Consider the following 12,690-nt stretch of genomic DNA (forward strand, 5'->3'; position numbering starts at 1 on the left):
GGCGCCGGCATTACCCAGCGCGCTGAAAGGTGGAACGTGGCACTTCTGGAAGCCAGGGGATTGACGGTCGACATCCCGACCGAGGACGGCATCGTTCATGCCGTCCGCAACGTTTCGTTTTCGGTCAAACAAGGTTCTCTTTTCGGCATTGCCGGTGAGTCCGGCTCCGGCAAGAGCGTGCTGACCCAGGCAATCGTCGGTCTGTTGCGCAATGCCGACATTACGGGAGAGGCCCTGTTCGAGGGGCGCAATCTGATCGGACTTCCACAGGAGGAAGTGCGCCGCCTGCGCGGCGGACGCATTGGCATGATCTTCCAGGATCCGCTTTCCAGCCTGCATCCCTATTACACGATCGGCGCCCAGATCGCCGAAGCCCTGCATGTGCATGAAAAGATCGCGCGTCGTGAGGCACGGGGGCGGGTCATCGACATCCTGGGCAAGGTTGGCATTCCCTCTCCGGGGGACCGCCTTGAGGACTATCCGCATCAGTTCTCCGGCGGCATGCGCCAGCGCGTCATGATCGCCATGGCGCTGATCCTGAAACCTTCGCTGGTGATCGCGGATGAGCCGACGACCGCGCTTGACGTGACCGTTCAGGCCCAGATCGTTGCGCTGCTCGATGCCATGCGCAAGGAACTGGGCACGACGGTGATCCTGATCACGCATGACCTTGGCCTGCTGTCGAGCGTCGCGGACGATGTCATGGTCATGTATGCCGGGCATCGCATGGAATATGGCAAGGGTAGCGCCGTATTCCGCTCTCCCGCGCATCCCTACACTGCCGGTCTGCTCAGATCGTCGCCCGCGAACTATTCACCGGGCGCGGAGTTGGTCCCGATCAAGGGGCGGCCGCCCAGCCTGCTCGCCATGCCCGCAGGCTGCGTTTTTGCGCCGCGCTGCAGCGATGTTCTGGAGAAATGTTCCTCGCAACGGCCGCCGCTGCGTATCTTCAGCGACGGCATAGAGGCTTTGTGCTGGCAAGAGCAGGGGATGTCTCGTGCACCTGCGGTCGAACAGTCGGCCGTCGCCGCCCGCAGCCGCGACAGAGCCGCGGAGCCAGTTGTCGTGGCCAGTGACGTGCATCTGACCTATCAGGTCGGCAGCTTTTTCGGTAAGCGCCGGACATTGGATGTGCTCAAAGGCATAGATCTCACCGTTGCCAAAGGTGAGACGGTCGGGTTGGTCGGGGAGAGCGGTTGCGGCAAATCGACCTTCGCGCGAGTCGTTGCCGGACTGACAAGGGCGACCGGCGGTTCGGTGAAGCTGCTGGGGCAGGATATCGGCGCCCTGGACCCGGCCCGCTGGCGCGAGATGCGCAAGCACGTGCAGCTTGTCTTTCAGGACCCTTTCGGTTCACTCAATCCGCGCCGCCGCGTCGGTGCCATCATCGGCGATCCGTTTCGCCTGCATGGCGTTGCCCAGGGCGAAGAGCGCAAGCAGAAGGTTCGGCACCTGATGGAGGTGGTCGGCCTCAATCCCGAACACTACAACCGGTTCCCGTCGGAATTCTCCGGCGGCCAAAGGCAGCGTATCGGCATCGCCAGGGCGTTGGCACTCAATCCCTCGCTGATCATCTGCGACGAGCCGGTCTCGGCCCTCGATGTATCCGTGCAGGCGCAGGTCCTTAACCTTCTGCGCCGGCTGCAGAGCGAGCTCGATCTGACCTATCTGTTCATTTCGCACGACCTGTCGGTGGTACGCCATGTTTGCGACCGCATCGCCGTCATGCAGGGCGGACGCATCGTGGAGTTGGCCGACGCCGAGACGCTGTTTTCCGATCCCCGGCATCCCTACACGCAGAAGCTGCTTGCTGCTTCGCATGTTCCGCCGGCGCTCACAGGCATGCTGGATCGCAGCCTTCTCGAAACACGGGCGATTGCATGACGAGCGAGATGGCATCCACGATTGCAGCGCCGGAAAACGAGATCGTTCAGCGCGGCTCGCTCGAGTTGACTCTTCGACGATTGCGGCGCGACGGCGCGAGCATGATCGCCCTGGCGGTTATCATTGCTGTGGTTCTGCTGGCGGTTCTGGCCCCCGCGATCGCCACCTTGACCGGCCATTCTCCAATCGAACAATTCCGCGACATCGGCCTGACACCAATGGGCATTCCAGTTGGGCCTGGTGCCGACTTTTGGCTCGGCAGCGACCAACTCGGCCGCGACGTGCTGGTGCGGCTTGCCTATGGTGCGCGCGTTTCGCTGCTTGTCGGTGTTCTGGCTTCACTGGCTGCATCGACAGTCGCCGTTATCGTCGGCGTCAGTGCGGGCTACTTCGGCGGCTGGGTCGACACGTGCCTGAGCCGGCTGACCGACCTCGTCATGAGCGTGCCCTTTCTGTTGTGTGCCCTGGCGCTGGTGTCGGCTTTCGGACCAAGCCTGTTGCTGAGTGTCGTCGTCATCGTCTTTTTCAGCTGGGCACCGATGGCACGTGTCATCCGCAGTCAGGTAATTTCACTGAGCCGTCAGGATTTCGTCCAGGCAAGCCGGTCGCTCGGCGCCGGCCCACTCTCCATCATGACCGTCGATATCCTGCCCAATCTGTCGGTGCCGATCATCGTCTACACGACCATGCAGATCCCAAACTCGATCGTCTTCGAGGCGACTCTGTCTTTCCTGGGCATGGGTATCGTGCCACCGACGGCGAGTTGGGGTGGCATGCTGGCGGACGCATCCTCCAATTCGCTTTACCTGATCGCCTGGTGGATGGTGTTCGTGCCGGGCACGGCGCTGCTTCTGACCACGCTGGCGTTCAACATTCTGGGGGACGGCTTGCGCGATGCGCTTGATCCGAAAAGTGTCCGCAGCGCGCGCCGGTTTTCGGGAAAGAGCCGGGGAGGACAGAAACGATGATCCGGTTTCTGGCTCGTCGCCTGCTGTTCGGCGCAGGCGTTCTGGTAGCGCTCAGCGCTTTCGTTTTCTTCCTGTTTTTTGTCGCGCCCGGTGATCCAGCACGCATGATCGCCGGCGACAAGGCAACGGAGGCGCAGATTCAGCTGGTGCGCAAGAATCTTGGTCTCGATCGGCCGATCATCGAGCAGTATGGCCGCTTCGTCGCCAAGGCTGCGACCGGCGACCTCGGCTTTTCCTATCGAAACCAGCAACCGGTGGCGCAGATCATCCTGCGCCGTATCCCGGCGACGCTGTCGCTGGTGGCCGGTGCTGTCCTGCTCTGGCTGGCTATCGGTATTCCAATCGGCATCAGCTCGGCCCGCAATGTCGGCAGCCTGCGTGACCGCTTTGGTCAGGCCTTCATCCTTGTGGGTCTGAGCTTCCCGACCTTCGTGCTGGGCATGATGTCTCTCTACTTCCTCTATTTCTTGCCCAAGCAATCCGGTTTCACGCTCTTTCCTGCTGGCGGCTACAAGGCTCTGACATCAAATGCGGCAATCTGGGCGTGGCATCTGGTTCTGCCGTGGACGACGCTCGCGCTGACCATGGCGGCCATCTATGCGCGACTGACGCGCGGCCAGATGCTGGAAGTCATGGGCGAGGACTATATCCGTACAGCCCGTGCCAAGGGTGTCAGTGAGCGCGCGGTGGTCTGGCGGCACGGCATGCGCGCGGCACTGACCCCGCTGGCGACCCAGCTCGGCGCCGACATCGCGCTTCTGCTTGGTGGCGCCATCGTCATCGAACAGGTCTATGGCCTGCAGGGGGTGGGCGCCCTTGCGGTACAGGCGGTCAACAATCAGGACCGCCCCATCATCATCGGCGTGGTGTTGCTGGGTGGCGTCTTCATTGTCGTGGCCAACGTCATCGTCGACCTGCTCTACGTTCTTCTTGATCCACGTGTCCGCTGAGATTTTGCCATGTCTGCCATCGAATACACCATTCCCGGAATGCTCGTGTGCGATCACCGACTGTCGGTTCCGCTCGATTGGTCGAGGCCTGAGGGGGCGACCATCGAAGTGTTTGCCCGGGAAATCGTCGACCCGGTTCGCCGTTCGGAAAACCTGCCTGTGCTGTGTTTCCTGCAGGGTGGTCCCGGGGGTAAGTCGCCGCGCCCGACGCGCGGCTCGCCGTCATGGCTGGCCGAAGCACTGAAGACACATCGCATCGTGCTGCCGGATCAGCGCGGCACGGGGCGTTCGACACCCGTGGAAGCTGCCACCATGACTGGCTTCGTCGATGGCGAAGCGGCAGCCGACTACCTCGCCTGTTTCCGTGCCGACTCGATCGTCGCCGACTGCGAGCACATCCGGAAGACGCTTTTCGGTGACAGACGCTGGGAGACGCTTGGGCAGAGTTTCGGCGGTTTCATCACCATGACCTATCTCAGCCAGGCTCCCGAAGGGCTGTCGGCCTGCTACGTCGCCGGTGGGCTCCCCGGCCTCGACCCGTCGGCCGATGCCGTCTACCGCCGGACCTACCCGCGCGTCGCCGCCAAGAACGCTGCGTATTTCCGGCGCTATCCGGACGATGTTGCGCAACTGGCTGCGATCGCCGACTTCATTTCCGGCAACGATGTTCGCCTGCCGGACGGCGACCGTCTCAGTGTCAGGCGGCTGCAGAGCATAGGCCTCGATCTCGGCATGGGGCCTGGATATGAGAACATCCACTGGCTGCTCGACGAGGCCTTTGCAGGTTCGGACAGGAAAAGGCTGACGGACGTCTTCCTGTCCAGCGTCATGAACCTGACCGCGTTTCGGGGCAATCCGCTTTTCGCCGCGCTGCATGAGGCGGCCTACATCCAGGGCAAGGGATCGACCAACTGGTCGGCCGAGCGGCTGCGTGCGGACTTCCCGGAATTTGCCGAAGACAGGCGTCCGCTGCTTTTCACCGGCGAGATGATCTATCCCTGGATGTTCGACGACATCGCCGGACTGCGACCTTTCAAGGCCGGTGCAGACGTGCTTGCGCAACGCCGGCAGCACAGCGCGCTCTACAACACGGTGCGGCTTGCGGACAATGACGTCCCGGTTTCGGCGGTCATCTACCATGACGACATGTTCGTCGATGCCGAGCTTTCTCTGCAGACTGCGGCTCGTGTCGGCAATCTGGATTTCTGGATCACCAACGAGTTCGAACACGATGGCATCCGGCAGGGCGGGGCGGTGTTCCGCCGTCTGATCGAATTGGTGCGCGACAAGGGCGGCCCGCTCGCCACCGCATAGGAATTGAAGACCGCATGACCACGAAGAAGATGACCGGTCTTGCGCGCTTGCGCGCCTGGATGACCAATGCCGGGTTGGACGGCCTGATCGTGCCGCGCGCGGACGCCCATCAAAGCGAGGTCACGGCGGCACATGACGATTGTCTTGCCCACATCTCCGGTTTCACCGGGTCGGCGGGACTGGCGCTTGTCCTGAATGATCAGGCGCTGATCTTTGTCGACGGGCGCTATCAGATTCAGGCGCGCCAGGAGGTGGATCCGGCCGACTTCGAAATCCACCATCTGCGCGACAATCCGGTCGACCAGTGGTTGAAGGCGCAGGCCAGACCAGGCTGGCGTATCGGCATTGACGCCATGAAAGTCGCGTTGGCGCTGTATGATCGGCTGGAAACAGCGCTCGCCGGAAGATCCGCGTTGCTCGTGCCGCTTGAACGAGATCCATTCGAAGCCGTTTGGGACGATCGGCCATTGCCACCGCTCGGCAGCATCCGCGCCGTGCCAACCGAATCCACGGGCGAAAGTTCGACCGAGAAACGCCGGCGCATTGCCGGGAAGTTGCGTGAAATGGGCGCCGACTGGCTGATCGAAACGCAGCCGGACAACATCGCCTGGTTGCTCAATGTGCGCGGTTCGGATGTCGAAATGAACCCGGTGCCGCATTCCTTCCTTGCCCTTGGCGCGGACGGGACGACCGAATGGTTTGTTGATGCACGCAAGCTGGGCAACGACCATAAGGCGTTCGAGATCACCGGAGTGGGACTGACGCGTCCCGAGGACTTTCTTGAGCGGGTTGCCAGGCTGTCGACCGGCAAAGTTGTCGTCATCGATGCGGATTTCACCCCCCATGCCGTACGCGCACGCGCTGGCGATGGCAAAATCCTTACCCGCATGAGCCCGATCACACCTGCGAAGGCGGACAAGACCGCGGCTGAACTCGAAGGCTATCGCGCCTGTCACATCGAGGACGCTGTCGCCGCGACCGATTTCCTGGCCTGGTTGACGGCACACGCACCGGAGCGACTGGGAGCGGCCGACCCGCTGACAGAGCTGGAAGCCGAGACAAAGCTGCTGGCATTCCGCGGCGAACGCCCCGGTTTTCTCGAGCCGAGCTTCCGCACCATCTCCGCCGCAGGCGCAAACGCCGCCATGTGCCACTACAAAGCTCAGCCGGCCACCAACGCCGTCATCGACGACAGGGCGCCTTATCTGATCGATTCGGGCGGGCAGTATCGGACCGGCACGACGGACCTGACCCGCACGGTGATGCTGGGTTCGGCAAGCGCGGAGATGCGCATCGCCTATACGGCGGTGCTGAAGGGCTTTCTGTCGCTCCTGTCGGCACGTTTTCCAACTGGCACGCAAGGTCACCAGCTCGATGCCTTCGCACGCCGCGCCCTATGGGACGTCGGCCTCGACTATGATCACGGCACGGGTCACGGTGTCGGTCACAATCTCCTCGTGCACGAGTACCCGCACCGGTTCGACAAGAAACCGAACCTGCATGGCCTGACGCCTGGCAACATCATGACGATCGAACCAGGCTATTACAAAGAGGGCGCTTTCGGCATGCGCATCGAGAACCAGGTCGAAGTGATCGCCGATGGCGCAGGCTTCTGTCGCTTCTCCTCGCTCACCCTTGTGCCGATCGATCTGGTGATGGCGAATCTAGACGAATTGAGCATTGTGGAAATCCACCAGATCGACGCTTATCACGCGCATGTCAGGTCGGTTCTGGAGCCGCTGGTGCGAGCGCAGACACTGCCATTCCTGATCGAACAGACATGCCCGATCGTCGAGCGGTCGCGATCGCCTCATCTCGTGCGCTCTGACACGGGCGCAACTGTCATTGCCTTACGATAGGAGCCAGCCGACATGTCTCTCTCCGTCCGCCCCACCTCGATTTCCGACGCCGAACGGCATGAGCGTCTGCGGAAATTGCGGGGGCAAATGGATATAAACCGCGTATCGGCTGTCCTGCTGGGAGCCGGCGAAAGCCTTCGCTATTTCACCGGTCTTGTCTGGCACCAGAGCGAGAGATTGCTTGGTGCGCTGGTGACGCCGACTGCTCTCATCTACATCGTTCCGGCCTTCGAGCGCAGCCGGGTCGAAACGCTGCCGCACCTGGCAGGAGATATCGCGACGTGGGACGAAGAGGAAAGCCCGGCCGCACTGGTCGCCTCGCTCGCCGGGCCCAAGGGTCAGATCGCGCTCGACGATGCTTTGCCGCTCTTCATCTATCATGCCTTGGCAAGAAGCCTGGGCGTCGACCGCCTTGTCGATGGAGCGCATCTGATACGCAAGCTGCGGCTTTACAAATCGGCGTCGGAAATCGGGTTGATCCAATATGCCATGGAGTTGACGCTTGAGGTGCACAAGCGGGCTCATGCAATCATGAAGCCCGGAATCCGTGCCTCCGAGGTCGCCCGCTACATCGACGAACAACATAAGGCACTGGGCGCCTCCGGCGGTTCCACCTTCTGCATTGTTTCGTTCGGCCCCGCCACTTCGCTTCCCCACGGTGCCGATGGTGACCAGATCCTGGAAAAGGGCCAGGCGATCCTCGTCGATACAGGGGCACGCATCGATGGTTATCATTCCGACCTGACACGCAGCTACATGATCGACGAACCGGACACCCTGTATTCGCGTATGTGGCAAGCCGAACGCGAAGCACAACAGGCGGTGTTCGAGGCCGCTCAGCCTGGTGCGCCCTGCCACCATCTCGATGACGCGGCGCGGGCAGTTCTGTTGCGCCACGGCCTAGGCCCGGATTACCGGCTGCCCGGCCTTCCCCACAGAGCCGGGCACGGTCTGGGGCTCGAAATCCATGAGGAGCCCTACATCGTTCGCGGCAACGAAACACCGCTTCGTTCAGGGATGTGTTTTTCCAACGAGCCGATGATCGTCGTGCCCGAGCGCTTCGGAATTCGGCTGGAGGACCATATCCACATGACCGAGGACGGCCCTCAATGGTTCACGAGGCCTGCGAAAGGTCCGACCGAGCCGTTTGGGTGAGCAATTCTTCAAAGCCGTTGGGTGTGGGGCGGGCCGGCCATACAGTCGGCAAATCACGCTGTCATGCGCCCAAGCGGAGCCTGAGCGCATATCCAGCTGTTTTCGTCATATATCCTCTTAATCAGCAGTCGCCGTTGAAAAAGCAGTCGTCACGGCGCTCGCGGTAGCGACGGTCATAGTAGGGATCGTAGCGACGTGGTTCGACAACCGGTGGTCCAAACGGGTCATCGGAATAACGACGCACCACCCGACGACCAGGTGAACCTTCGCCGAACACTGCGCGGCAGCCGCCATCAACCCAGATGGTGCCTGAACCGCGATCATACCCCCAGGTGCGGTTGCGGATGCAAGGGCTATCCGATTTCTGCCGCACGATGACGGCGGAACGGAAATCGGCCTGGCATTCATTGTACTGATCACCGTCGGACGAACACGTCACCGTGCGTCCGGCATTGGCCGGCAAGGTGGAAATCCCCATGAGGGCAGCAAAACCAATCAGGGAAGCGGCAGCTATCTTGATCACAGCGCGATCTCTTTTTCCGTATGTGTTCATTCTATAAAATGTCCTGGGCCGTACAAGGTGGCGCAGGGTAATGACGCGGCGATTATCCCAATCGGATTCTGGCATTTTTCGATCGGCGGAATTCACGAATGCACCGCCAAATGTAACGGATTGCGAGATGCCACTTTATCAACGCAGTATTGCCGCTACATTGCGGGCACATTTCAATCCAATGGTTTCGAGGTAATGCTCGCCCGCCTGTTTGTGATTTTCGGTGGCCTTTTCGTGCTGGCGCTGCTTGCGGCGCTGGTGGTGCCGCCATTCGTCGACTGGACGGGCTATCGGGCCGATTTCGAGCGCGAGGCGAGCACCATTCTCGGCCGCAAGGTGACGGTGAAAGGTAGCGCCACCGCGCGACTTCTGCCGTTTCCGTCCGTAACGTTTACCGATGTTTCGGTGGCTGGCGGTGCAGGTGGTGAACCTGCGATGACCGTCGAGACTTTCTCGATGGATGCCGAACTCGCGCCGTTCCTGCGTGGCGAAGTGCTGATTTTCGACATGCGTCTGGTGAGGCCGAAGGCGATCATCAGTGTTGCAGCGGACGGCAAGGTAGACTGGACGGCCAGGCCGTCTTCGCCCTTCGATCCGGCCCAAGTGGCAATCGAGAAACTGACGGTGACCGACGGAGCGGTGGAACTGCGCCAGGAGGCAAGCGGGCGCCTCACCACGTTGTCGAACATCAACGCCACGGTGTCGGCGAAATCTCTGGCCGGCCCCTGGCGCGCCGAAGGTGCGTTGAAGGCTGACGGTATTGCGACGCGTCTTTCGCTGACAACCGGAAAAGCCGACGGCGCCGGCAAGATCGCACTTCGGATCAAGGCCGAGCCGGATGGCTATCCGCTGTCGGTAGAAGCCGACGGCAACGCCGGCGTCGAGAACGGGCAGGCGCTTTATTCCGGCCAGTTCAAGCTTTTGGGCGACAATGGTGCTCAGGCACGCCCGGCGAAGACTGATGGTGGACCCACAGGCGCCAAGGCGCCACCCACCTATCGGCTGAACGGCAAGTTCCAACTCGATCATCGTAAGCTCGCGATCGACGAATTCCGCCTCGAGACCGGCCCCCTCGACAATCCCTATACTGCCGACGGCAAGGCGTTGGTCGACCTTGGTGCGGATCCACGCTTCACCATCGAGGCCAGCGGTGCCCAGGTGCAGTTCGAGGAAACGCCTGGCAAGGAAGGGACGGCGGCATTGCCGCAACGCATTGCGGCACTTGAGCGGGTGCTCCTGGCGCTGCCGAAGCCGGCAATGCCGGGCTCCGTCGAAGTGAAGCTGCCGGCAATGGTCGCGGGCGACACGACCATCCGCGATGTCGTTGTATCAGCCGAGCCAGCCACCGGCGGTTGGGCGGTGAAATCGCTGGCGGCGACCCTGCCCGGTCGCACCACGCTGGAAGCCAACGGACGGCTCGATGTCGACGGCGAAGTGCGTTTCACCGGTTCGTTGTTGCTTGCCGTCGCGCAGCCTTCCGGTTTCGCGGCGTGGCTGTCGCAGGATGTCGATGAAGCGATCCGGCGGCTGCCGACCGCAGGTTTCAGTGCAAAAGTCGATCTGACCGATGTCCGGCAGAAATTCGACGACCTCGAACTCGTGCTCGGGAAGGCAAGTTTTCACGGCAGTCTCGATGCCTCCCAGCCTGCCGAAGGCAAACCGACCGTGGTGACGAGATTGGAAGGGGGCGCGCTCGACGTCGAAGGGTTGACCGCCTTTGCTGCACTTTTCATGTCGGACAAGGGAATAAACCGTTTCGCAGACGCCGATCTCGATGCCGCGATCAAAGCTGGGCCAGTCGATGCCTGGGGTTTTTCGGCCGAGACGCTTGATACGGCCATGCGACTGCGGACCGGCATGCTGGAAATCGACAAGCTGTCGATCGGCGGGCTGGAGGGGGCGTCGATCAGCGCGACAGGCCGCATGAAGGATTTTCCGAAAGGACCGACCGGCAGTCTGGATGCTTCGCTGCTGGCACCCGACCTTGCGCCACTGATCGATGCCGCGGCCAAACGCTTTCCCGACAGCCGGCTGCTGACAACACTTTCCGAACGCGGAAAAGCCTATCCTGGTCTGTACCGCGAAACACGCCTCGACGTGGTGACGAGCACTGCTGACAATGGCGACGGCACCACGGGGCTGGCGTTATCGGGTAAGGGAACGACCGGCGGTTCGGCGCTGTCGGTTTCGCTGTCGGCGCATGGTCAGCCAGGTGAGATGGCAAAAGCGCCATTCTCGCTGACTTTCGATGCCAAGAACCCGGATGCCGCCGCACTTCTCGCCTTGTATGGTCTGCCCGCGCTGCCGCTCGGGATGGTCGGTGAGGCGACAACCGACATCACCGCCAGAGGCACGCTCGTCGAAGGTGTCGCGACCGCCTTCAATCTCTGGGGTCCCGATCTGCGTGCGCGCTTCGACGGTACGGTGACCGATACGCCACAAGGACTGGCAGCCAAGGGCAAGGTGGCACTCGATACGGCCGATATCGAACCCTGGCTGATGACGACGGGCGTCGCGCTGCCCGGCATGGGGTTCGGCGCTCCCGTGGCGCTTGCCGCCGAAGCCGACTATCGCAACAGCCGGCTCGCTATTTCCGGTCTCAAGGGAAGTGCAGCCGGCACTGCTTTGTCCGGTGATGTCGCTGCCGAATTCGATGCCGCCAAGCCGCATCTGAGTGGACAGCTGGCATTGGACACACTCGACCTCCATCCACTGGCGGCAATGTTGTTTGGCAATGATGCGCTGTCTGGCGACGGTACGAATTGGCCAAAGACGCCGTTTGCTGCCAAGCCGATGTTGACGATGACCGCCGATCTGGACCTGGCTGTGGTCAAACTGCTGGCCGGCCCACTGATAACGGCGGACGACGCGATGCTGTCGCTGAAACTCGTCGATGAGGGGCTGGGCATCTCGAAGCTGAAGGCGAAGGTGTTCGGTGGCGAAATCACCGGTCTGTTCGATCTGAAGAACAATGATGGCACCGGGTTGCTCAGCGGTCAGGCGACGCTGGCCGGCACGGACCTCTCCAGGCTTCTGCCCGCATCCGGCCTGTCAGGTGCAGGTACTTTTATCGCGAGCGCGACCACCAGCGGCAAGTCCATCGATGCAATGGTGTCTTCGCTTGCCGGCTCGGGTACGGCTTCGCTGAGAGGTGTAACGGTTGCCAATCTCAATGCCGATGCGCTGCCCGCACTGCTGGCGAAAGCCGATGGCGTCGGTCGGGACATCGATGCACCGCGCACGGCCGCTTTCGCCCCCGGCATCGCCGGGCAGGGCTCCTTTGTCGCACGGGACGCCGACATAGCCTTTACACTGGCTGCCGGCGTGCTGCGTGCGCCGCCGATGAATTTCGAGACGCCGACGTCTTCCCTGTCCGCGGAGGTTTCCGCTGACCTGGCGGCAGGCACGGTCGCGGCACGGGGCACGGTCACCTACAAGGCCGGCGACGAGGCTCTGATCGGTTCGGATCCGGCGTTGAACTACAGTGTAGACGGCCCGATCGACGCTCCGGTTCGCAGCTTCGACAGCGCGCCGCTGGCGCAGTTCCTCACCCAGCGCGCGCTGGAGAAAGAGCAGCAACGGGTCGAAGCCATGCAGGCGGTGTTGCTGGAAAAGCAACGGCTGCGGCGCGAGGCCCGCTACTATGCCGATCTGCAGGAACAGCGGGATCGTGCGGAAGAAGAAAAACGCCGGATTGAGGAAGAGAAACGGAAGTCGGAGGAAGCGGCGCGGCTGAAGGCGGAAAACGAGGCCAAGGCTGCCGCGGAAGCGAGGGCCAAAGTCGAAGCCGAAGAGAAGGCAAGGACCGAAAAGGCTGCCGCGGAAGCTGCCGAGGCAGAGCGGCGCAAGGCCGAAGCAGCGATTCGCGCGGCACAAGAGGAAAAAGCAAAGCTGGATGCCGAACGCCAGGCAACGCCGCCGACGCCTGCTGTCCCGAGCGCACCGGCGGGCAAACTCCAGCCGTTTTCAATCCAGGATTTCCTCAAAACGCTGCAATAGGTTGTTGG

The 12,690-nt window shown here is 62.1% G+C and carries 8 protein-coding genes; 7 read left to right on the forward strand and 1 reads right to left on the reverse strand.

What is annotated here, in order from left to right:
• The first annotated feature begins 36 nt into the window (after nt 1–36).
• From ACFJIU_RS06020 to ACFJIU_RS06045, 6 genes are read left to right on the forward strand one after another with little or no spacing between them, the layout of a single operon-like run.
• On the forward strand, nt 37–1,884 hold the full coding sequence (locus ACFJIU_RS06020) for a dipeptide ABC transporter ATP-binding protein (protein WP_379068704.1): 1,848 nt from the start codon (nt 37–39) through the stop codon (nt 1,882–1,884).
• The gene (locus ACFJIU_RS06025) at nt 1,881–2,852 is read left to right on the forward strand and encodes an ABC transporter permease (RefSeq protein ID WP_379068707.1); all 972 of its coding nucleotides are present in this window, start codon (nt 1,881–1,883) and stop codon (nt 2,850–2,852) included. Before ACFJIU_RS06020 ends, ACFJIU_RS06025 begins: the two co-directional genes overlap by 4 nt.
• The gene (locus ACFJIU_RS06030; protein ID WP_379068710.1) at nt 2,849–3,802 is read left to right on the forward strand and encodes an ABC transporter permease; all 954 of its coding nucleotides are present in this window, start codon (nt 2,849–2,851) and stop codon (nt 3,800–3,802) included. Before ACFJIU_RS06025 ends, ACFJIU_RS06030 begins: the two co-directional genes overlap by 4 nt.
• 9 nt (nt 3,803–3,811) lie before the next feature.
• Nucleotides 3,812–5,116, forward strand: coding sequence for an alpha/beta fold hydrolase (locus ACFJIU_RS06035; protein ID WP_379068713.1), 1,305 nt, complete (start codon nt 3,812–3,814; stop codon nt 5,114–5,116).
• 14 nt (nt 5,117–5,130) lie between these two features.
• Nucleotides 5,131–6,975 (forward strand): aminopeptidase P family protein, encoded by a 1,845-nt coding sequence (locus tag ACFJIU_RS06040; protein WP_379068716.1) that lies wholly within the window; start codon nt 5,131–5,133, stop codon nt 6,973–6,975.
• 12 nt (nt 6,976–6,987) lie between these two features.
• Nucleotides 6,988–8,130, forward strand: a complete 1,143-nt coding sequence (locus tag ACFJIU_RS06045; protein WP_379068719.1) for a M24 family metallopeptidase — start codon at nt 6,988–6,990, stop codon at nt 8,128–8,130.
• A gap of 121 nt (nt 8,131–8,251) precedes the next feature.
• Here the strand turns inward: ACFJIU_RS06045 and ACFJIU_RS06050 are convergent, their stop codons facing one another.
• Nucleotides 8,252–8,653 carry a DUF3011 domain-containing protein gene (locus tag ACFJIU_RS06050; protein WP_379068722.1) on the reverse strand — a complete coding sequence of 134 codons (402 nt, stop codon included), beginning with the start codon at nt 8,651–8,653 and terminating at the stop codon, nt 8,252–8,254.
• A 225-nt stretch (nt 8,654–8,878) separates the two neighbouring features.
• Between ACFJIU_RS06050 and ACFJIU_RS06055 the strand changes: the two genes are divergently transcribed.
• Complete coding sequence (locus tag ACFJIU_RS06055; RefSeq protein WP_379068725.1) at nt 8,879–12,682, forward strand: AsmA-like C-terminal region-containing protein; 3,804 nt, start codon at nt 8,879–8,881, stop codon at nt 12,680–12,682.
• The last annotated feature ends 8 nt before the right edge of the window (nt 12,683–12,690 follow it).

This window comes from Mesorhizobium sp. UC74_2 (assembly GCF_042701485.1).
In the GTDB taxonomy this organism is placed as follows: domain Bacteria; phylum Pseudomonadota; class Alphaproteobacteria; order Rhizobiales; family Rhizobiaceae; genus Mesorhizobium.

Bases quoted from the DNA above. Each gene is read 5' to 3' on its own strand.
- ACFJIU_RS06025 (WP_379068707.1), top strand. From the start codon at position 1,881: ATGACGAGCGAGATGGCATCCACGATTGCAGCGCCGGAAAACGAGATC.
- ACFJIU_RS06055 (WP_379068725.1), top strand. From the start codon at position 8,879: ATGCTCGCCCGCCTGTTTGTGATTTTCGGTGGCCTTTTCGTGCTGGCG.
- ACFJIU_RS06030 (WP_379068710.1), top strand. From the start codon at position 2,849: ATGATCCGGTTTCTGGCTCGTCGCCTGCTGTTCGGCGCAGGCGTTCTG.
- ACFJIU_RS06045 (WP_379068719.1), top strand. From the start codon at position 6,988: ATGTCTCTCTCCGTCCGCCCCACCTCGATTTCCGACGCCGAACGGCAT.
- ACFJIU_RS06040 (WP_379068716.1), top strand. From the start codon at position 5,131: ATGACCACGAAGAAGATGACCGGTCTTGCGCGCTTGCGCGCCTGGATG.
- ACFJIU_RS06035 (WP_379068713.1), top strand. From the start codon at position 3,812: ATGTCTGCCATCGAATACACCATTCCCGGAATGCTCGTGTGCGATCAC.